The organism is Planobispora longispora (assembly GCF_016863135.1).
GTDB lineage: Bacteria > Actinomycetota > Actinomycetes > Streptosporangiales > Streptosporangiaceae > Planobispora > Planobispora longispora.
Map to the genome: position 1 here is coordinate 328843 of NZ_BOOH01000023.1, position 19626 is coordinate 348468.

Sequence of the window (19626 nt, forward strand, 5' to 3'; positions counted from 1 at the left end):
TCCGCACCTCGCGGGCGGCGGCCCATTGTCTCAGACCTGGTCCGGGACCCGTCTCCGCCGCGCCTCCGCCCCGGCCCCGGATCCGTCCCCGCGGCGGGCGCCCGCGGCCTCAGGCCCCGCCCAGGTACGCCTCCACCACCCGGGAGTCCTCGCGCAGCTCGGCGGCGGGGCCGCCGAGCACGCACGTCCCGTTCTCGATCACGTATCCGCGGTGGGCGACCCGCAGGGCCGCGACCGCGTTCTGCTCGACCAGCAGGACCGAGGTTCCCTCGGCGTTGATGCCCGCGACGAGCTCCATGACGGAGGCGACCACCAGCGGGGCCAGGCCCATGGAGGGCTCGTCGAGCAGGAGCAGCCGGGGCCCGGTGACCAGCGCCCGGCCGATGGCGAGCATCTGCTGCTCGCCGCCCGACAGGGTGCCGCCCCGCTGCCGGCGCCGCTCGGCCAGGCGGGGCAGCAGGTCGTAGACGCGCTCGATCCGGCGGCGGACCTCGGCCTGGTCCCGGACGAGGTACCCGCCGAGCTGGAGGTTCTCCTGGACGGTGAGGGCGCTGAAGACCCTCCTGCCCTCGGGGACGTGCACCAGCCCGCGGGCGGTGATCCGGTGCGGCGGGTCGCGGGTGATGTCGGCGCCCTCGAAGAGGATCGCCCCGCCGCTGGGCCGCAGGAGGCCGGAGACCGCCGAGAGCGTGGTGGTCTTGCCCGCGCCGTTGTTGCCGAGCAGGGCGACGACCTCCCCCGCGGCGACGGTGAGCGACAGGCCGCGCAGCGCGTGCACACCGCCGTAGTGCACGTCCAGCCCGCGGATCTCAAGCATCCGGCTCGCCTCCCAGGTAGGCCTCGATGACGGCCGGGTCGCGCCGGACGTCCTCGGGCCGGCCGTCGGCGATCTCCCTGCCGAAGTTGAGCACGACCACGCGCTCGGAGACCTCCATGACCAGGCCCATGTCGTGCTCGATGAGCACGATCGCGACGCCGAGGTCCCGGATGCGCCGGATCAGGTCCACCATCCCGGCCTTCTCCCCGTGGTTGAGCCCGGCGGCGGGCTCGTCCAGCAGGAGCAGCCCGGGACGGCGGGCCAGGGCCCTGGCGATCTCGGCGCGGCGCTGCTCCCCGTACGGCAGCGCCCGGGCGGGGCCGTACCGGTCGCCGCGCAGGCCGACGAAGTCCAGCCAGTGGTGGGCCTGCTCGGTGCACTCGCGCTCGGAGCGGCGGTAGCGCGGGGTGTGCAGCAGGGCGTCCAGGACGCTCTGCCGGAGCCACAGGTGGGTCCCGGCGCGCACGTTGTCCAGGACCGACAGCTCGCCGAACAGGCGCAGGTTCTGGAAGGTCCGCGCGACGCCCAGGCCCGCGACCGCGGAGGGCCGCAGCCCCCGCAGGTCCCGGCCGCGCAGCGTGATCCGCCCCGCGGTGGGCCGGTAGAAGCCGGTGACGCAGTTGAAGACCGAGGTCTTGCCCGCGCCGTTGGGCCCGATGAGCGAGACGATCTCCCCCTCCGCCACGGAGAGGCTCAGCCCGTCGACGGCCAGCAGCCCGCCGAAGGACAGGCGCAGCTCCGCCACGTCCAGCAGGGTCACTTGAGAGCCTCCTCGGATCTGAGGGCCTCGTCGGATCTGAGGGCCTCCTTGGAGCGGGCGGGCCACAGCCCCTGCGGGCGCACGAGCATGAAGCCGATGAGCAGGACCCCGAAGAGGAAGAAGCGGTAGTCGGCGAGGTCGCGCAGGACCTCGGGGAGGAGGCTGATCACGATGGCGCCGAGCACGACGCCCGGGACGGATCCCATGCCGCCCAGGACCACGGCCATCAGCACCAGCGCCGACTGCAGGAAGGTGAAGCTGGCCGGGGAGATGGCCGACAGGTGGGCGGCGAACAGCACTCCGGCCAGCCCGCCCCAGACCGCCCCGGCGATGTAGGCGGCGAGCTTGACCCGGTAGGTGTTGACGCCCGTGGCCTCGGCGGCGTCCTCGTCCTCGCGGACGAACCGCCAGGCCCGGCCGAGACGCGAGCGGCCCAGCCGGGCCGCGCCGAGGACGGCCAGGGAGACGACCGCCACCGTCAGGTAGTAGAACGACACCGGGCCGTCGGTGAGGTGCGGGATGCCGTAGACGCCCGAGGGGCCGCCGGTGACGTCCAGGTTGTTGGCGGTGATCCGGATGATCTCGCCGAAGCCGAGGGTGACGATGGCGAGATAGTCGCTGCGCAGGCGCAGCGTCGGCGCGCCGATGACGATCCCGGCCAGCACGGTGACCGCCAGGACCGCGGGCACGGTGGCCAGCAGCGGCAGGTCGAAGCGGGTGGCCAGCACGCCGCTGGTGTACGCGCCGACCGCGAAGAAGGCGGCGTAGCCCAGGTCGAGCAGGCCGCAGTAGCCGACCACGATGTTCAGTCCGGCGGCCAGCATCACGAAGATCGCCGCACTGGTCATGATCGAGAGGGCGTACGGCGTGGCGTTCACGAAGGGCGCCAGGAGCGCGACGAGCAGCCCCGCCGCCCCCGCCCACCGGTTCTGCAGCAGCCGCGACACCCGCGTCGGGGGCCGGTCCACCCCTCGGCGGCGCACCTTCGGCCCGGCCGCCCCGGTTTTCACACCCGCTCCGTGACGCGCTCGCCGAGCAGGCCGGTGGGCCGCACGGTCAGGAACAGGATCAGCACCCCGAAGGCGAACACGTCGCGCCACTCCCCGCCCAGCCAGAAGGTGCCGAACGACTCCAGCAGCCCGAGCAGCAGCCCGCCGAGCATGGTGCCGGGGATGTTGCCGATCCCGCCGATGACCGCCGCGGTGAACGCCTTGAGCCCGATGAGGAAGCCCATCAGGAAGTCGATCTTCCCGTAGTAGGCCCCGGCCATCACCCCGGCGGCCCCGGCCAGGGCCGAGCCGAGGAAGAAGGTCCGGGAGATCACCGCGTTGACGTCGATGCCCATGAGCGCGCTGGTGCGCGGGTCCAGCGCGATGGCCCGCATGGCGCGGCCCTCGCGGGTCCGGGTGACCAGCAGGTTCAGCCCGATCATGAAGACCACGGCCACCGCGATCAGCACCAGCTGCTGCGGGGTCAGCCGGGCGCCGAGGATCTCCAGCGGGGTGCCGCCGAGCCGTACCGGGTAGACCCGCGGGTCGGCCCCGGCGACGGCGCGCATGCCGTACTCCAGGGCGAAGGACGCGCCGACGGCCGTGATCAGCAGGGAGAGGCGGGGGGCGCGGCGCAGCGGCCGGTAGGCGACGCGCTCCAGCGCGACCCCGGCCAGCCCGGTGATCGCCATGGTCGCCAGGAGCACGCCGAGCAGCAGCGGGAGGGAGAGCGAGGACGGAACGCCGCCGGCCGCGCCGAGGACGGCGAAGCCGGTGAACGCGCCGAGCATGTACAGGTCGCCGTGGGCGAAGTTGAGCAGTTTGATGATCCCGTAGACCATGCTGTAGCCCAGCGCCACCAGGGCGTAGAACGAGCCGACGAACAGGCCGTTCCAGACGAGCTGCGTCATGCGGCCTCCCGCGCCGCGGGAAGTCCTGCGGGGCTCACCGGAGGGGATCCTGCAGGGTGAACGCGCCGTCCTTGACCACGAGGATCTGGAAGCCGCCGTTGGCCAGGGTGTGCTCGGGGGTGAACTTCAGCGGCCCGGAGAACATCGCGAAGCCGTCGACCGCCTCCAGCGCGGCGATGACCTTGGCGCCGTCGGTGCCGCCCGCCTTGGTGATCGCCTCGGCGGCCAGCCGTACCGCGTCGTAGGACTGGTTGGAGTAGGGGCCGGGGTCGGCGTTGTACTTCTTCTTGTAGGACGCGATCCAGTTCTCGGCGCCCTGGAGGGTGTCCGGGGTCTGGGTCATGGTCGCGTAGACGCCCTCGGCGGCCTCGTTCCCGGCGATCTCGGCCAGCTTCGGCGAGACGGCGCCGTCGGCGACCATGAGCGCGCCCTCGTATCCGGACTGGCGGAGCTGGCGCGCGATCAGCCCGCCCTCCTGGAAGTACCCGGTCCAGTAGATGAAGTCGGGCTTCTTGGCGAGCACGTTGGTGATGTTGGCGCTGTAGTCGCTCTCCTTGGGCGTGACCGCCTCGGTGATCACGACCTGGTCGCCGAGCAGGCCCTGGGCGCGCACGGCGATGTCCTTGGAGTAGCTGGTGTTGTCGTGCATCAGCGCGACGCTCTTCGCGCCCTGCTTGGCGATCCACTTCTGGGCGGCCTCGGCCTGCTGGGAGCCGGTCCCGTTGATCAGGAAGACGTGCTTGAGCTTCTGGTCGACCAGCTCCTGGGAGTTGGCCGCCGGGATGATCATCGGGATGTTCGCCCGGCCGAAGATGGGCAGGGTGGGAAGCGTGGCTCCGGAGCAGTAGCCGCCCACCGAGACGTGCACGCCCTCGGTGACGAGCTTGTTGGCCGCGGCCGAGGCCGACTGCGGGTCGCAGGCGTCGTCGGCGGTCTTCAGCTGGAGGGTGCGGCCGAGCACTCCGCCCTTGGCGTTGATCTCGTCGACGGCGAGCTGTGCCGCGTTGCTCATGTAGGGGCCGATGGCCGCCTCGCTGCCCGACTGCGGGATGAGCATGCCCAGGACGATCGGGCCTTCCTCGGTGGCGGCGTCGTCCCCGTCGCCGAGCAGGCCTTGACCGCACCCGCTGAGCAGGAGGGCGGCGAGAGTGAGTGACGCGAGGGATTTCAGGGGGATGGCGCGCATGGGGCGGCTCCTCACATCGAGTGATGTGTGACATTGCACGCGCGCGACGTGCTCCCGTCAAGAGGTGGGACGAGAGTGGCGGGTCATGAATTGTCCGCCCGCGCCGGGCCGCCGCACGGATCGGCGGGAGGGGACGGGCGCAGCGCAGGCTCCCGGCCCCGCGGAGCCTCGCCGGGCGTCACGACGCCCGGGTCCGCCCCGCGGCGATGACCAGGATGGCGCCGAGGACGGACAGGGTCAGGTTGGCGAAGATCTCGTAGCCGGTCAGGAAATCCACGTTCGGGATGACGAAGCGGTTGAAGGCGTTGAGGAACGGGCCCAGGAACGGCTGGACGGCCAGGTGGTCGACGGTCCCGCTGATACCCGCGGCGACCAGGTAGAGCCCGAGGAACTGGACGGCTTTGCTCATGCCCCAACGGTATGGATCTCTCTCCGGAGGAGGGATCGGTCATGGGGATCCCGCGGCCCGACCAAAGTCGCCGCCCCGGGACTCCGCGATCGACCAAAGTATCGGCCCCGCGTCCCGAGACCCGATGGCGGGACCGGAGGGCCCGGATGACAGATCCGATGCTGGTCGATATAGCCTGTGTCAGCCAACATAGAAATGAGGAGGCTCTCCATGCGCTGGGTGACCTACGCCGCGGACACCGGAGACCGCGTCGGCGTGATCGGCGGGGACCGGATCCATCCCGTCCCGCCGGGTGTCCATCTGATCGAGCTCATCAGCCGGGGCGCCGGGGAACTGCGAGCGGCCGGCGAGAGGGCCCTGGCCTCGGCGGCGCAGGCGGTGCCGCTGGCCGGGGCCAGGCTGCGCGCGCCGATCCCGCGCCCGCCCTCGGTCCGCGACTGCCTGTGCTTCCTGGACCACATGCGCAACTGCCGGCAGGCCGCCGGTCGGCCGCGTGCGCTCGAAGACGCCTGGTACGAGATCCCGGCCTTCTACTTCGCCTGCCCCTCCTCGATCGTCGGCCCGTACGACGAGGTGACGATCCCGCCCGGCAGCGCCTGGTTCGACTTCGAACTGGAGATCGCCGCGGTCATCGGGCCCGGCGGCCGGGACCTCACGCCGGAGCAGGCCGAGGAGCACATCATCGGCTACACCGTCTGCAACGACTGGTCGGCACGCGACCTGCAGCTGCGCGAGAGCCCGATGGCCATCGGCCAGGCCAAGGGCAAGGACGGCGCGACCACGCTCGGCCCGTACCTGGTGACCCCGGACGAGCTGGAGCCCCACCGCCGCGACGGCCGGCTGGCCCTGCGGGTCGAGGCCACCGTCAACGGCCGGGCCGTCGGCTCGGGCCGTACCGACGCCATGGACTGGAGCTTCGGCGAGATCGTCTCCTACGCCTCGCGCGGTGTCGACCTGCTGCCCGGCGACGTGTTCGGCTCGGGCACCGTGCCCGGCTGCTGCCTCGTCGAGCACCTGTCCCTCGCCGACCCGGCGGCCTTCCCGGGCTGGCTGCACGACGGCGACGTCGTGGAGCTGGCGGTCGAGGGGCTGGGCCGCACCCGCCAGACCGTCCGCGCGTCCGCCCCGCCGCACCCGCTGGCGCGCAGGCGCAACCCCGACGAGAGGCCGCGGCGGCCGCGCGTCAACCGCGCCCCGTCGAAGCTGCCCTACACGCGCGGGCTGCACGAGGTCGGCGCGGGCGTGTGGGCCTGGCTGCTGCCCGACGGCGGGTACGGCTGGAGCAACGCGGGCCTGATCGCGGGCGAGGGCGCCTCCCTCCTGGTCGACACCCTGTTCGACCTGCCGCTGACCGCCGAGATGCTCGACGCCATGCTCCCGATCACCGGCCGACACCCGCTCGCCCGCGCCGTCATCACCCACTCCGACGGCGACCACACCCACGGAAACCAGCTGCTGGGCGAGCACGTCCAGATCATCGCCGCGGAGGCCACCCGCGCCGGGATGCGGCACGGGATGCCTCCGGAGATGCTGACCGCCGCCCAGGTCGTGGACATCGGCCCGGCGACGCCGTACTTCCGTGAGCGCTTCGGCGCCTTCGACTTCAGCGGCATCCGCCCGCGGCTGCCCGACCTGACCTATGACCGGGAGCTGACCCTGGACGTCGGCGGCCGCGAGGTGCGGGTGATCGACCTCGGCCCCGCCCACACGAGTGCCGACTCGGTCGTCCACGTGCCCGACGCGGGCGTGCTCTTCTCGGGCGACCTGCTGTTCGTCGGCTGCACCCCGATCGTGTGGAGCGGCCCGATCGCCAACTGGATCACCGCCTGCGACCGGATGATCGCCACCGGCGCGCACACGATCGTCCCCGGCCACGGCCCGGTCACCGACCCCGACGGGATCCGCGCGGTGCGCGGCTACCTCACCCACGTGGTCGAGCAGGCGGACGCCGCCCACGCCCGCGGCCTGTCCCTCGCCGAGGCGGTCGAGGCGGTGGACCTGGACGAGTACGCCGACTGGCTGGACGCCGAGCGGATCGTGGTCAACGTGCACCGCCGCTACCGCGAGCTCGACCCCGCCACACCCGAACTGGACCAGCTGACGCTGATGGCCATGATGGCCGAGAGGGGACTCTCGTGAAGCTGCCCGAGACCGCGCACACCTCCCGCCCGTGGCGCGTCCACGAACTCACCGGCGACTTCTCGATCGAGGACGTGTGGTCGTTCCGCACTCCCGGAGCCGGGCCCGGCGACTTCCCGGCGATGCTCGCGGCGATGCGGGCCGCCGGAGGCCTCGCCCGGCAGACCGGGCCGTCGCGGTTCCTGTTCGCCCTGCGGTGGAAGCTCGGCGCCCTCCTCCGCTGGGACGCGCCGTCGGCGGGCGTCGGCGCGCGGGTGGCCTCGCTCCGCGACCGCCTGCCCGCCGACCTCCGCGACGCTCCCCGCGGCCCGGACAGCGAGAGCATGCCGCTCAAAGCGGTCTACGAGCTCGACATGGAGGCCGCGCGCGAGCTGGCGAACAAGACCGTGCACACCGTGATGCATCTCGGCTGGGTCCGGGGGGCGAACGGCGACCACGAGCTGCGGATGGCCGTCCTCGTCAAGCCCAACGGCTGGTTCGGGCGGCTCTACATGGCCGCCATCGCGCCCTTCCGGTATCTCATCGTCTATCCGGCTCTGACCCGGCAGTGGGAGCGGGCCTGGCGCGAGCACGCGGAGGCGGGGCGCCGGGATCCGAGGCGGCCTCCGGGACGGTGAAGGCGCACGGCAGGCGTTTGTAACCGTTGACGAAGCTGGACAGCAGCCGGTCGGGCTCGCCGGCGGTGATGTCGGGCAGGCGGGCGAACAGCTCGCGGAACATCACCGTGATCTCGCGGCGGGCCAGGTGCGCCCCCAGGCAGAAGTGCGGCCCCGGCCCGCCGAAGCCGACGTGCGGGTTGGGGTGGCGGGTGATGTCGAAGGCGTCGGGATCGGTGAAGACGGTCTCGTCGCGGTTGGCGGAGGCGTAGAACAGCATCACCTTCTGCCCGGCCCGGTAACGGTGGCCGTTGATCTCGACGTCGCGGGTGACGTTGCGGCGCATGAAGACGACGGGGCTGCTGTGGCGCACGATCTCCTCCACGGCCCCGGCGATGCGCCCCTCGAAGTCGGCCAGCAGCAGGCGCCGCTGGTCGGGATGGTCGGTGAACAGCTTCAGGCCGTGGGCGATCGCGGTGCGGGTGGTCTCGTTGCCGGCCACCACCAGCAGCAGGAAGAACGCGGCGAACTCACGCGGGCTCAGCCGTTCTCCGTCGATGTTGGCGTTGACCAGCGCGGAGGTCAGATCGCCGGTCGGCGCGCTCCGGCGCCGCCGGCCGAGCCGGGCGGCCAGCCGGTGCAGCCGCCATCCGGCCAGCGCCACCGTGGCCAGGACCCGGATCACGCCCAGCGGTGAGACCTTCACCCGGGCGCCGGTGTAGTCCGCCGTCTCGCCGACGTACTCGGGATCGGTGTAGCCGACCACGATGTTGGTCAGCCTCACCACCCGGGCGTGGTCGCGGGGCGGGATGCCGAGCATGTCGCAGATCACTTCGACCGGCAGCCGCATCGCCACCCGGGCCACGAAGTCGCCCGGGCCCGCCGCGACCAGCTCGTCGACGATCCGCGCGGCCCGCCGCGCGATGTCGTCCTCCGCTTGGGCCAGCATCCTGGGGGTGAACGCCCGGGAGACGATCCGGCGGATCTTGGCGTGCCGCGGGTCGTCCATATCGATCATCGAGGTGAAGTATCCGCTCATCCAGCCCGGCATGTCGGTGGGGCTGGTGGCGCTGGGCTCGCTGCTGAAGGCGTCGGGACGGCGGCTGGCCTCCACCACGTCGGCGTGCCGGACCAGCGCCCAGGAGCCGGGGTCGCGCCGCAGGAAGGGGACCTTCGGCAGCCGGAAGCGCAACGGGTGCGGCTGGGCGCGCAACAGCGCGAAGGCCCGGGCGCGCTCGGCCGGCGGCCGGGCCCAGAACCTCAGGTCGCTCAGGTCGATGGAGGCCACCGTGAGGGGAGGAGAGGATGCCGGCTCTTGCGTGGTCACAGGCGACCGCCTTTCCCTGCTCGGGCCGAGGGACGCATTTCTGGTGCTCGCCGACACCAGAAATTCTGGTGTCAACCATCACCAGATTTGGCCGCCGCGTCAAGGGCTACGGCACAATCGGATGCCGTGACCTCCTCAACCTCCTCCGCGCGCCCCTACCGCGGGATGCCGGCCGAGCAGCGCCGGGCTCAGCGCCGCGCCGCACTGCTGGAGGCCGGCCTGGAAGTGCTGGGCCGCCACGGCTGGGCCGCCGCGACCGTCCGGGGCGTGTGCAAGCAGGCCGGCCTGAACGACCGCTACTTCTACGAGAGCTTCACCGACCTGGACGCCCTGCTGCTGGCCGTCGTCGACGACCAGGCCGCCCGGGGCACCGCCGTGATCCTGGCCGCGGCCTCGGCCGCCCCCCACCGCCTGCGCGCCCGCGCCCGAGCGGTGGTGGAGGCCATCGTGGACTTCCTGTCCGCCGACCCGCGCCGAGGCCGTGTCCTGGCCCATGAGTTCTCGGCCCACCCGCTGCTGCAGCAGCGCCGCCGCCGCATCATCCGGACCCTGGCGGCCATCTTCACCGCCCAGGTCCACGAACTGCTGGACGAGGTCCCGCTGTCGGCCACCGATCTCCACCTGACCGCCCTGACCGTCACCGCCGGCCTGTGGGACCTGCTGACCGACTGGTTCCGCGGCGACCTGGACACCGGTCGCGACCATCTCATCGACTACGTGGTGGCCTTCCTGCTGACCACCACCGAACTGGCCCCGGCCCTGCAGCACCGGCTGCAGTGATCCCCGATCCGGCACGGCCCCGGTCACAGGCCCCGGCTCACGGGCTCCGCTCGCAGGTTCCGGTCACAGGAGGAAGCCCGCGGGGAAGGGGTCGCGGGGGTCGAGGAAGTACTGGGCGGTGCCCGTCACCCACGCCCGTCCGGTGATCTGCGGGACCACCGCGGGCAGCCCGGCCACGGACGTCTCCCCGGCGAGCCTGCCGGTGAACCGGGTGCCGATGAACGACTCGTTGACGAAGTCCTCCCCCAGGGCGAGCTCGCCGCGGGCGTGCAGCTGGGCCATCCGGGCGCTGGTGCCCGTGCCGCAGGGCGAGCGGTCGAACCAGCCGGGGTGGATGGCCATGGCGTGCCGGGAGTGCCGGGCGTCCGAGCCGGGGGCGGCGAGGTAGACGTGGTGGCAGCCCCTGACCCGGTCGTCGAGCGGGTGCACCGGCTCGTCCTCCTCGTTGATCGCCTCCATGATCGCCAGCCCCGCCTCCAGGAGCCGCTGCCCGTGCGCGCGGTCGTACGGCAGGCCGAGCGCCTCCAGCCCCACGATCGCGTAGAAGTTGCCGCCGTAGGCCAGGTCGTAGCCGACCTCGCCGAACCCCGGCACCTTGACCACCCGGTCCAGGCCGGCGCTGTAGGAGGCCACGTTCGTGATGGTCACCTCCACGGCGGCGCCGTCCTCCACCCGCACCTCGGCCGTCACCAGGCCCGCCGGGGTGTCCAGCCGGACGGCGGTGACCGGCTCGGCCACCTCGACCATCCCCGTCTCCACCAGGACGGTGGCCACGCCGATGGTGCCGTGCCCGCACATCGGCAGGCAGCCGGAGACCTCGATGAAGAGCACGCCGTAGTCGGCGTCGGGCCGGGTGGGGGGCTGCAGGACGGCCCCGCTCATCGCCGCGTGACCGCGCGGCTCGTACATGAGCAGCGTGCGGACGTGGTCCAGGTGCCGGACGAAGTACTCCCGCCGCTCCGCCATGGTCGCGCCGGGCACGACCCCCACCCCGCCGGTGATCACCCGGGTCGGCATGCCCTCGGTGTGGGAGTCCACCGCGTGGAAAACCCTTTTCGTCCTCATTTTTCTCCTCCCGGGAGACGTTCTCAGCGCAGGCCCGAGGCGAGGACCTTCTCGGTGGCGGCGCGTACGGCCGCGTCGTCCCCGGGACTCAGCGGGAGCCGGGGCGGGCGGCAGGGGCCGCCGCGGCGCCCGGCCAGGTCCATGGAGAGCTTGATGGCCTGGACGAAGCGCGGGCGGGAGTCCCAGCGCAGCAGCGGGTGCAGCGTCCGGTACAGCGGAAGCGCGGTCGCCAGGTCCCCCGCGGTGGCGGCCCGGTAGAGCGCCGCGCAGGACTCGGGCAGCGCGTTGGGGTAGCCCGCCACCCACCCCGCCGCCCCGGCCACCGCCAGCTCCAGCAGCACGTCGTCGGCCCCGGCCAGCAGGTCCAGGCCCGGCGCGAGCTCGGCGATCTCATAGGCCCGCCGCACGTCCCCGCTGAACTCCTTGACGGCCGCGATCAGGCCCTCGGCGTGCAGCCGGGCCAGCAGCGCCGGGGTCAGGTCCACCCGGGTGTCGAAGGGGTTGTTGTAGGCCACCACCGGCAGGCCCGCCCGCGCCACCTCGCGGTAGTGCTCGATCACGGTCGGCTCGTCGGCCGGGTAGGCGTTCGGCGGGAGCAGCATCACCGCGCCGCAGCCGGCGTCCCGGGCCTGCTCGGCCCAGCGGCGGGCCTCCCGCGCGCCGTACGCGGCGACCCCCGGCATGACCCGGTCCCCGCCGACGGCCGCCACCGCGGTCTCCACCACCCCGGCCCGTTCCTCCGGCGTCAGGGTCTGGTACTCGCCCAGCGAGCCGTTCGGCACCACGCCGTCGCAGCCGCTGTCCACCAGCCACCGGCAGTGCCCGGCGTAGGCGTCGTGGTCGACGGAGAGATCGTCGCCGAACGGCAGCGCGGTCGCCGTCATCACGCCGTGCCAGGGTTTCGCGCGGGTCGTGGTCATCGGGATCACCCTTCCGTGGGGGGATGAGACACTTCGGCAGGAGTACCGGGTGGGCCGGGACGGGGCGGTTCGGCGGCCGTCCCGGCGAGGTCGCCGAGCCGGACGGGCTGGGCGATCGGACGGTGGAAGGCCGCAGGCCCCGCGCCGGGCCGGGCTTCCCCGCCGCCCTGTCCGCCCGCTCCCGCCCGGGCGTCGCCGGCCGGGGAGCCGCCCGCCAGGCAGGAGACGGCGTAGCCGCACATCCGGCCCTGGCACCAGCCCATCCCCGCGCGGGACAGCAGCTTGACCGAACGCGCGTCGGTGGCGCCCAGCTCCAGGGCCTCCCGCACGGCGGCCAGCGGCACCTCCTCGCACCGGCAGACCGGGGTGTCGTCGCGGAGCCAGCCCCGCCAGCCGGGCCGCACCGGGTAGGCCTCCCCCAGCGCCCGGGCGAAGGCGGCCAGGCGGTCGCGCCGCCGGGACAGGACCGGGTCCGGCGGGACGCGGCGGCCCAGGTCGGCGGCGACGGCCCGGCCCGCGAGCCGCCCCTCGGCCTCGGCCAGCACGGCGCCGCCGACGCCGGTGGTCTCCCCGGCCGCGTAGACGCCGGGCACGCTGGTGCGCATCCCCGCGTCCACGGTGACGGCGAGATCTCCGTAGGGGTCGGCCCGCAGGGCGCAGCCGAGCTGGACGGGCAGGTCGAGCTGGGCGACGAAGCCGTAGCCGCAGGCGAGGGTGTCGCACGCGACCGTGCGGGTCGCGACCGGGTTCCAGTCCCGGTCCAGGTCCGCGATCGTGACGTGGGTCAGGGCGCCGTCGCCGTGCGCCTCGACGACGGCCTGGCGGCCGCGGTAGGGCACCCGGTGGCGGGCCAGGCGCGCGCCGTACCCGAACGCCTCGGCGAGCTTGCCCGCGGCCAGGAACGGGTGCCGGGCCAGGCCGGTCCGGCCGCCCGCCTCGTGCACGCCGAGCACGTGGGCCCCCGCGGCGGCCAGCCCGGCGGCGACCGGGAGCAGGAACGGCCCGGTCCCGGCGACCACGACCCGGCGGCCCGCGACGACGAGGTCCCCCTTGAGCAGCGCCTGGGCGGCGCCCGGGGTGAGCACGCCGGGCAGGTCCCAGCCGGGGAACGGCAGCGGCCGGTCGTGCGCGCCGGCGGCGATCAGCAGCCGCCGCGCGGTGACCGTGCGGGGCCGTTCCTCCCGGTCCCCCGCCAGGCAGCGTACGGTCACCGCCCCGCCGTCCCGCTCGACCGTCCAGACGCGGTGGCCGGTCAGCACGTCCGCCCGCCCGGCGAGGTCCTCGCACTGCCGGGTGAACCGGTCGAGGCCGTGATGGAGCGCGCCGGGCCGCCCGGCGCGGAAGCCGGGGGCCGGGCGGCGGAAGTACTGGCCGCCGAGGCGCGGGGCGGCGTCGATGAGGACCACGCCGAGCCCGGCCAGCGCGGCGGTCAGCGCGCCCGCCACCCCGGCGGGCCCGCCGCCGATCACCGCGAGGTCGTAGTCCGGGGTCATCGGCCCACGCCGCCCTCTCCTGCCCCGTCACCACCGGGAGAACGCGTCCCCTCCCGTGCATGACCCGCGTCCCCCTCTCCCGACCCGGCGGTGCGGGTGGAGACCCGGTCTCCGGGGCGCGCCTCGGTCAGGCATGCGCGCAGGGAGGGGGCTCCGTTGACCGTCACCAGGCAGTCGAAGCAGACGCCGATGCCGCAGAACAGCCCGCGGGGACGGCCGCCGGACCGGGTGGTCCGCCAGGAGCGGATGCCCGCGCCGTACAGGGCGGCGCCGATGGTCTGGCCGGGGATCACCGGCACGGTCCCGCCGTCCACCTCGATCGCGAACTCCGGCTCGGGGCGCGCGCGCACCAGCCGGTGCGCCGGGTTCACAGCCGCGCCTCCGCCGTCCGCGGTCGCGTCCGCGCCGCTCATGGGCGTCCCTCCGCCACGGCCGTTCCTCCTCGCGGGTCATGGGCGTTCCTCCGTCGCGGCCGTTCCTTCTCGGAAGTCATGGGAGTCCCTCCTCGAAGCGGTCCGGGCGGAAGGGGGTGAGGTCCAGATCGGGGCGGTGCCCGGTCAGGAGCTGGGCGATCAGATGGCCGGTGGCCGGGGCCAGGCCGATGCCCGCGCCCTCGTGACCGCAGGCGTGGTAGAGGCCGGGGGCCCGGGGATCCTCGCCGATCACCGGGAGATGGTCGGGGCAGTAGGGGCGGAAGCCGCAGTAGGCCCGGATCGCCCGGCGCTCGGCCAGGGCGGGGAAGAGCGCGACGGCCTGGGCGGCGAGCCTGCCGAGCACCGGCACGGAGAGGGTCCGGTCGAAACCGGTCCGCTCGCGGCTGGCCCCGATGAGCACCGTCCCCGCCGGGGTGCCCTCCACCACCGCGGAGGTCTCCAGGCCCGCGGAGTCGCTGGCCACGGCGGTGACGTAGGCGGCGGTGTAGACCTTGTGCCTGACCAGCGGCCGGTCGAGCGGCTCGGTGACCAGGACGAACCCGCGCCGGGGCAGGATCGGCACCCGCGCCCCGGCCAGCGCCGCGAGCTCGCCGCCCCACGTCCCGGCGGCGTTGACGACGGCCCCGGCGAGGATGTCGCCGCGGTCGGTCCGCACGCCCGTCACGCGGTCGCCGTCGCGCAGGAACCCGGTGACGGTGACGCCGGTGCGCAGGGCCGGGGCGCCGCCGCCGAACCGCTCGGCGCCCCGGCGGAGCAGCCGCGCGGCGGCCAGCATGGGCTGGACCTGGGCGTCCTGCGGGTAGAACACGCCTCCCGCCAGGTCCGCGGCCAGGTGGGGCTCGTAGTCGCGCAGACCGTCCGCGGTGACCGCGACATGCTCGACGCCGTGCTTTCCTGCGAGGTCCGCGAAGGCCGTGAGCTCACGCAGCACCCGCGCGTTCTCGGCGACCACCAGGCCGCCCTTCTCCTCGAACTCGAAGCCGCCCCCGCCCTCGGGCCCGGTCCCGCCCCCGGATCCTCCCGCCGCTCCGGTCCCGTCCCGGCCGCCGTCCCCGTCCGGGGAGGCCGCCAGTTCGCGCCAGAGCCGGTTGGACAGGAGCGCGAGATCGAGTTCGGGGCCGGGTTCCTTGTCGGAGACGAGGACGTTGCCCTCTCCCGCGCCGGTCGTGCCGCCCGCGACGGGGCCCCGGTCCACCACGGCCACGTCCAGCCCGGCCCGCGCCGCGTAGTGGGCGCACGCGGCGCCGATGATCCCGGCGCCGACGACCACGATGTCCGGCACGGCCACCTCGATTCCGCGACGCCGCGATTCCGCAATGCCGACCCCTGTAAAATGTCACATACTTCTGCGTGGATCAATGGCCCGGTCACGACGCGGCGGGGCGGCGGTCATGGCACAGCGGGACGGCGGCAGGGCAGCGACGGGACCGCCGCCCCCGCCACCTACGATGAGACCCGTGACGCAGCTCCTCGACCGTTCCCGCAACCCTGTCGCGACCCTGTTCCGCAGCGTGTGGTCGCCCACGCCGGAGACCATGCGGTGGTGGGCCCTGGCCGCGATCGTCGTCAACGCCGGGATCACGGTGACGGGCGCGGTGGTGCGGGTGACCAAGTCCGGGCTGGGCTGCCCGACCTGGCCCCAGTGCACCCCGGACAGTTTCGTCCCGGCCGCCCACGAAGGCATCTCGCCGGTCAACACGGTGATCGAGTTCGGCAACCGGCTGCTGACCTTCCTGGTGCTGGCCGTGGCGGTCGCCTGCGTGATCGCCGCGCGGCGGCTGCCGTCCCGCCGCCGCGGCCTGGTCCGCCTGGCCTGGCTCCAGCCGTACGGCGTGGCCGTCCAGGCGCTCTGGGGCGGCGTGGTGGTGCACACCCTGCTCCACCCGGTCACCGTGAGCGTGCACTTCCTGTTCTCCGTCGGCATGATGGCCGCGGCCTGCGCGCTGCACGCCCGGGCCGGGGAGGGTGACGGGCCGCCGCAGCGGCTGGTCCACCGCGACCTCCGCACCCTCGGCTACGTCCTGGTTGGCGCGGTGCTCCTGCTCATCGTCGCGGGCATGGTGGTGACCGGCACGGGTCCCCACTCCGGCGACGATCTGGCCTCCCGCTTCCCCTTCGACATCGAGACCGTGGCCAGGATCCACGCCGACGTCGCCTACCTGGTGGTCGGCCTGACGTTCGCGCTGCTGTTCGCGCTGCACGTGACCGACGCGCCGGGGCCGGCCCGGCGGGCGGCGCTGACGCTGATGGGCGTGGAGCTGGCGCAGGGGGTCATCGGTTACGTCCAGTACTTCCTGGCGGTGCCAGCCTTCCTCGTCGGCCTGCACGTGCTCGGCTCGACGCTCGTGTGGATCTGCACGCTGCGGGTGGTGTCCGCGATGCGGGTCAGGGGCCCCCTGGAGCAGTCGGCCGAAAATTCGGACAAACTAGACACAGTTCCGGTCTAGCGGCCATAATAATCCGATGCCCTCCCTCCCCTGGAAACTCCCGGCGCCCTCACTCTCCCGGAAGGCCCTCCGGCGCTCCTTCCAGGCGGTGGTGCTCCTGAGCGTGCTGGCGATCCTCCCGCTCACCTGGGCCTGGCTGTCCAGCGCCGGGCACCGTACGGTCGCCGACTCCTCCCCCGGCTGGATCTCCGAGGTGCCCGAGGCCCCGGCGGCGCTCGTGCTCGGCGCGGGCGTCCGCGGCGCCTCCCCCACGCCCATGCTGGCCCGGCGGCTGGACATCTCCGCCCAGCTGTACCAGGCGGGCAGGGTCCGGGCGATCCTGCTCTCTGGCGACAACAGCAGGAAGGACTACGACGAGCCGACCGTGATGCGGGACTACCTGATCGCGCGCGGCGTCCCCGCCCGGGCGCTGGTCCTGGACTACGCGGGCTTCGACACCTGGGACTCCTGCATCCGGGCCCGCGACGTGTTCGGAGCCACCCGGGTGACCGTGGTCACCCAGCTCTTCCACCTGCCCCGGGCCGTGGCGCTGTGCCGCGCGGCGGGCCTGGAGACGCACGGCGTGGGCGACGACTCCACCAAGCAGTGGGCCGCCGCCACCTACGCCTACGCGGCCCGCGAGTTCGTCGCCGCGACGAAGGGGTTCATGGACTCGGTGGTCCTGGACTCCACCCCCGTCTTCCCCGGCCCCCGCGAGACGACCCTGGACGCCGCGCTCCGGCCGGAGGGCTGAGCCCCCGGCCCGCCCTCCGGAGGGCGGGGGTCCCGGAGACGGCGGACCCCCGGCCGGGGAACGCGGGCCCTCAGCCGGGGAACTGGGTGCCCTGCCCCTGGACGGGGAAGTTGCGGCGGGCCTCGGCCATGCACGCCAGCAGGGCGTGCTGCTCGTCGTTGAACGTGCGCTCGTCGATCACGTGGCGCGCGGCGCGCTCGTGGAGCAGGCCGAGCTCGGTGGCGGCCAGCTGGTAGTCGCTCATCGCCCGCAGGCCGGGCCGCCCGCCGTACGTCATCGCCCATTTGCGGGCCTGCCTGCGGCCGGGCAGCGAGGCGAGCATGTGGAGGTCGTACGGCGCGACCAGGCCGGTCGGCTGGTAGGCGGGCAGGTAGGCGTGGATCAGGCCGACGATGCGCCGGCGGTCCTGGAAGATGATCCCGATCATCGAGAACAGCACGATCATCAGCAGCAGGTAGGCGACGGCCAGCCCGGGGAAGCCCGCGTAGGAGGCGAAGCCGTTCCAGATGCCGTGCAGCAGCATCGCGCCGATCCAGCCCGCCGCGATCACGCCGACCCGGCCGGGGCCGTGCCGCTGCGCGGTGTAGGCCACCGCGATGCCGATCATCGAGGTGAACAGGGGGTGAGCGAACGGCGACAGGATCCCCCTCAGCACGACGGTCACCGCCAGTCCCTGCGCGCCCATCTCGTCGAGTGCGGACACGTAGTAGCTGACGTTCTCGCTCATCGCGAAGCCGAGGCCGACCATGCTCGCGTAGATGATGCCGTCGGTGGGGCCGTCCAGCTCCGCCCGCTTGAACCGCAGCAGGCCGAGCAGGACCAGCCCTTTCATCGTCTCCTCGACCACCGGCGCGCCGAAGGTCGCGGCGACGTTGCGCGCGTCGGCCTCGCCGATCAGGTCGGCCTGCCCGAGATAGACCAGGTTGAGCGTGTTGATGACGCCGGCCACCAGGACGGCCACGCCCGCGCCCCAGCCGAAGGCGAAGATCAGGTTGCTGCGGGGCTCGGGCTCCATGCGGTCCAGCGCGAGCACCGCCGCCAGCAGCACCGGGACCGGGGCGAGCGCCAGCGCCAGCGCGATGAAGAAGAACACCGGGTCGCCGTTGAGCACGTCGAAGGAGAACGACACCAGCGCGCACAACCCGGTCACGACGAGCCCGGAGATCAGCCCGACGGAGGGGCGGTCCTTGAACACCCATCGGGGATCACGGCTCGACATGGAGAAACCGTAACCGATCGCCGCGCGCGTGTCCCCTCGCCCCACTCTCCCCGGCGCCGGGGCGCCTCGGGAGACGGCTCCGGAGAGCCGCTCGGAGCAGTCCGGAGCGGCTCGGAGCGGCATGGAACGACTCGGAGCGGCGCGGAACCGCTCAGACCAGCATGGAGTCGATCGCCACGGCGAGGAAGAGCAGCGCCAGGTAGGCGTTCGACCAGTGGAAGAAGCGCATCGGGCGCAGGTCGACCCCGGTCTTGCCGGCGTTGAGGCGGGTCAGCAGCGCGTGGGCCTCCCACAGGCAGACCGCGCCGAGGACGGCGGCCACCGCCGGGTAGAGCGCGGTGGTGCCCGCGATCGGCCACAGCAGCAGCGAGCAGGCGACGGTCGCCCAGGTGTAGGCGATGCTCTCCAGCACCACGCGGCGCTCGGTGGCGACCACCGGGAGCATGGGGACCTTCGCCGCGGCGTAGTCCTCCTTGTAGCGCATGGCGAGGGTCCAGGTGTGCGGGGGCGTCCAGAAGAACACCACGCCGAACAGCACCACCGGGGCCCAGTCGAGGCTGCCGGTGACGCCGGCCCAGCCGATCAGCACCGGCATGCAGCCGGCGAGCCCGCCCCACACGATGTTCTGGGCGGTGCGCCGCTTGAGGATCATCGAGTAGACGAGGACGTAGAACAGGTTCGCGGCCAGCGAGAGGCCGGCGGCGAGCCAGTTGACCGTGAGCCCGAGGCCGAGGGTCGACAGCACGCCGAGGACGAGGCCGAAGATCAGCGCGTTGACCGGCGGGACCTGCGCGCGGGCCAGCGGGCGGCGGCGGGTGCGGCGCATCCTCGCGTCGATGTCGCGGTCGACGTAGCAGTTCAGCGCGTTCGCGCTGCCCGCCGAGAGCGTGCCGAACACCAGCGTGTTGACGGCGGTCCACAGCGGCGGCAGCCCCTTGGCCGCCAGGAACATCACCGGCAGCGTCGTGATCAGCAGCAGCTCGATGATCCGCGGCTTGGTCAGGGCGACGTAGGCCTTCACGACCTCGCCGAAGGAGCGCGGCGCGGCGTTCTCCGCCGCGTCCTCCTCAGACCTCGCGAACGGGGCCTTCGGCTGCTCGGCCGTCGGTTGCTTGTCGGTCAGCACCATCTACGGCGCTTCCTGCACGTGCGGGGTCAACGCGTAACCTCTGATCAGACAGGTCCGGGATGCGAACGGTATGCGGGCGTCATCCGGCTCCATGGTCGGCATTTCGTGGTCCTCACTGTAGTTGCACCCGGGGCCGGTCCCGGCACGGGGGCGCAATCACCCGGCACGTCATCCCGTATGGGGTGGTTCGTCCACTCTCTTCTCACTCCTGATAACTCCCGGCGACTCGCCTGCCGGACCTTGCGCCACGGCGAGCGGGCCGAACCGTTAGG

19 protein-coding genes are annotated in these 19626 nt (G+C 73.3%); 5 read left to right on the plus strand and 14 right to left on the minus strand.

The window, feature by feature from the left end:
• Nucleotides 1-109: 109 nt before the first annotated feature.
• The 6 genes from Plo01_RS17315 to Plo01_RS17340 form a co-directional block, all read right to left on the minus strand.
• Entirely contained in the window at nt 110-817 is a 708-nt protein-coding gene (locus tag Plo01_RS17315; RefSeq protein ID WP_203891609.1) for an ABC transporter ATP-binding protein, read from the minus strand.
• Nucleotides 810-1577: an ABC transporter ATP-binding protein gene (locus Plo01_RS17320; RefSeq protein ID WP_203891610.1), complete on the minus strand. Its 768-nt coding sequence runs from the start codon at nt 1575-1577 to the stop codon at nt 810-812. The genes Plo01_RS17315 and Plo01_RS17320 overlap by 8 nt, the downstream gene beginning before the upstream one ends.
• Entirely contained in the window at nt 1574-2587 is a 1014-nt protein-coding gene (locus Plo01_RS17325) for a branched-chain amino acid ABC transporter permease (RefSeq protein ID WP_203891611.1), read from the minus strand. Before Plo01_RS17325 ends, Plo01_RS17320 begins: the two co-directional genes overlap by 4 nt.
• Nucleotides 2584-3477, minus strand: a complete 894-nt coding sequence (locus Plo01_RS17330) for a branched-chain amino acid ABC transporter permease (RefSeq protein WP_203891612.1) — start codon at nt 3475-3477, stop codon at nt 2584-2586. The genes Plo01_RS17325 and Plo01_RS17330 overlap by 4 nt, the downstream gene beginning before the upstream one ends.
• A gap of 34 nt (nt 3478-3511) precedes the next feature.
• A complete protein-coding gene (locus tag Plo01_RS17335; protein ID WP_203891613.1) occupies nt 3512-4663 on the minus strand; it encodes a branched-chain amino acid ABC transporter substrate-binding protein in 1152 nt (383 codons plus the stop codon).
• 178 nt (nt 4664-4841) lie between these two features.
• Nucleotides 4842-5072 carry a hypothetical protein gene (locus Plo01_RS17340; protein WP_203891614.1) on the minus strand — a complete coding sequence of 77 codons (231 nt, stop codon included), beginning with the start codon at nt 5070-5072 and terminating at the stop codon, nt 4842-4844.
• Between the two features lie 210 nt (nt 5073-5282).
• Here Plo01_RS17340 and Plo01_RS17345 point away from each other — a divergent pair, with 210 nt between their 5' ends.
• Entirely contained in the window at nt 5283-7211 is a 1929-nt protein-coding gene (locus Plo01_RS17345) for a fumarylacetoacetate hydrolase family protein (RefSeq protein ID WP_203891615.1), read from the plus strand.
• Nucleotides 7208-7828 (plus strand): DUF2867 domain-containing protein, encoded by a 621-nt coding sequence (locus tag Plo01_RS17350; RefSeq protein WP_203891616.1) that lies wholly within the window; start codon nt 7208-7210, stop codon nt 7826-7828. Before Plo01_RS17345 ends, Plo01_RS17350 begins: the two co-directional genes overlap by 4 nt.
• On the opposite strand, the gene Plo01_RS17355 is transcribed toward Plo01_RS17350, so the two are convergent.
• Nucleotides 7731-9134, minus strand: coding sequence for a cytochrome P450 (locus Plo01_RS17355; protein ID WP_203891617.1), 1404 nt, complete (start codon nt 9132-9134; stop codon nt 7731-7733). The two genes, Plo01_RS17350 and Plo01_RS17355, sit on opposite strands and share 98 nt — an antisense overlap.
• 126 nt (nt 9135-9260) lie before the next feature.
• On the opposite strand from Plo01_RS17355, the gene Plo01_RS17360 reads away from it, so the two are divergent.
• Entirely contained in the window at nt 9261-9914 is a 654-nt protein-coding gene (locus Plo01_RS17360; protein ID WP_203891618.1) for a TetR/AcrR family transcriptional regulator, read from the plus strand.
• Between the two features lie 63 nt (nt 9915-9977).
• Here the strand turns inward: Plo01_RS17360 and Plo01_RS17365 are convergent, their stop codons facing one another.
• The 5 genes from Plo01_RS17365 to Plo01_RS17385 form a co-directional block, all read right to left on the minus strand.
• A complete protein-coding gene (locus Plo01_RS17365) occupies nt 9978-10979 on the minus strand; it encodes a proline racemase family protein (RefSeq protein ID WP_203891619.1) in 1002 nt (333 codons plus the stop codon).
• Between the two features lie 23 nt (nt 10980-11002).
• A complete protein-coding gene (locus tag Plo01_RS17370; protein WP_203891620.1) occupies nt 11003-11899 on the minus strand; it encodes a dihydrodipicolinate synthase family protein in 897 nt (298 codons plus the stop codon).
• 5 nt (nt 11900-11904) lie between these two features.
• Nucleotides 11905-13392: an FAD/NAD(P)-dependent oxidoreductase gene (locus tag Plo01_RS17375; RefSeq protein WP_203891621.1), complete on the minus strand. Its 1488-nt coding sequence runs from the start codon at nt 13390-13392 to the stop codon at nt 11905-11907.
• On the minus strand, nt 13389-13805 hold the full coding sequence (locus Plo01_RS17380) for a (2Fe-2S)-binding protein (RefSeq protein WP_203891622.1): 417 nt from the start codon (nt 13803-13805) through the stop codon (nt 13389-13391). The genes Plo01_RS17375 and Plo01_RS17380 overlap by 4 nt, the downstream gene beginning before the upstream one ends.
• 76 nt (nt 13806-13881) lie before the next feature.
• Complete coding sequence (locus Plo01_RS17385; protein WP_239316506.1) at nt 13882-15114, minus strand: NAD(P)/FAD-dependent oxidoreductase; 1233 nt, start codon at nt 15112-15114, stop codon at nt 13882-13884.
• Between the two features lie 160 nt (nt 15115-15274).
• Between Plo01_RS17385 and Plo01_RS17390 the strand changes: the two genes are divergently transcribed.
• Complete coding sequence (locus Plo01_RS17390) at nt 15275-16273, plus strand: COX15/CtaA family protein (protein ID WP_203891623.1); 999 nt, start codon at nt 15275-15277, stop codon at nt 16271-16273.
• Nucleotides 16274-16289: 16 nt separating this feature from the next.
• The gene (locus tag Plo01_RS17395) at nt 16290-17006 is read left to right on the plus strand and encodes a SanA/YdcF family protein (protein WP_203891624.1); all 717 of its coding nucleotides are present in this window, start codon (nt 16290-16292) and stop codon (nt 17004-17006) included.
• Nucleotides 17007-17076: 70 nt separating this feature from the next.
• On the opposite strand, the gene Plo01_RS17400 is transcribed toward Plo01_RS17395, so the two are convergent.
• The gene (locus tag Plo01_RS17400; protein ID WP_203891625.1) at nt 17077-18225 is read right to left on the minus strand and encodes a PrsW family intramembrane metalloprotease; all 1149 of its coding nucleotides are present in this window, start codon (nt 18223-18225) and stop codon (nt 17077-17079) included.
• Nucleotides 18226-18376: 151 nt separating this feature from the next.
• On the minus strand, nt 18377-19354 hold the full coding sequence (locus Plo01_RS17405) for a heme o synthase (protein ID WP_203891626.1): 978 nt from the start codon (nt 19352-19354) through the stop codon (nt 18377-18379).
• Nucleotides 19355-19626 lie beyond the last annotated feature (272 nt).

Excerpts from the sequence above, each read along its gene's own strand:
- Plo01_RS17405 (WP_203891626.1), bottom strand. The coding sequence starts at position 19,354 with ATGGTGCTGACCGACAAGCAACCGACGGCCGAGCAGCCGAAGGCCCCG.
- Plo01_RS17345 (WP_203891615.1), top strand. The coding sequence starts at position 5,283 with ATGCGCTGGGTGACCTACGCCGCGGACACCGGAGACCGCGTCGGCGTG.
- Plo01_RS17330 (WP_203891612.1), bottom strand. The coding sequence starts at position 3,477 with ATGACGCAGCTCGTCTGGAACGGCCTGTTCGTCGGCTCGTTCTACGCC.
- Plo01_RS17315 (WP_203891609.1), bottom strand. The coding sequence starts at position 817 with ATGCTTGAGATCCGCGGGCTGGACGTGCACTACGGCGGTGTGCACGCG.
- Plo01_RS17380 (WP_203891622.1), bottom strand. The coding sequence starts at position 13,805 with ATGAGCGGCGCGGACGCGACCGCGGACGGCGGAGGCGCGGCTGTGAAC.
- Plo01_RS17370 (WP_203891620.1), bottom strand. The coding sequence starts at position 11,899 with ATGACCACGACCCGCGCGAAACCCTGGCACGGCGTGATGACGGCGACC.
- Plo01_RS17375 (WP_203891621.1), bottom strand. The coding sequence starts at position 13,392 with ATGACCCCGGACTACGACCTCGCGGTGATCGGCGGCGGGCCCGCCGGG.
- Plo01_RS17390 (WP_203891623.1), top strand. The coding sequence starts at position 15,275 with ATGAGACCCGTGACGCAGCTCCTCGACCGTTCCCGCAACCCTGTCGCG.
- Plo01_RS17365 (WP_203891619.1), bottom strand. The coding sequence starts at position 10,979 with ATGAGGACGAAAAGGGTTTTCCACGCGGTGGACTCCCACACCGAGGGC.
- Plo01_RS17335 (WP_203891613.1), bottom strand. The coding sequence starts at position 4,663 with ATGCGCGCCATCCCCCTGAAATCCCTCGCGTCACTCACTCTCGCCGCC.
- Plo01_RS17340 (WP_203891614.1), bottom strand. The coding sequence starts at position 5,072 with ATGAGCAAAGCCGTCCAGTTCCTCGGGCTCTACCTGGTCGCCGCGGGT.
- Plo01_RS17395 (WP_203891624.1), top strand. The coding sequence starts at position 16,290 with ATGCCCTCCCTCCCCTGGAAACTCCCGGCGCCCTCACTCTCCCGGAAG.
- Plo01_RS17400 (WP_203891625.1), bottom strand. The coding sequence starts at position 18,225 with ATGTCGAGCCGTGATCCCCGATGGGTGTTCAAGGACCGCCCCTCCGTC.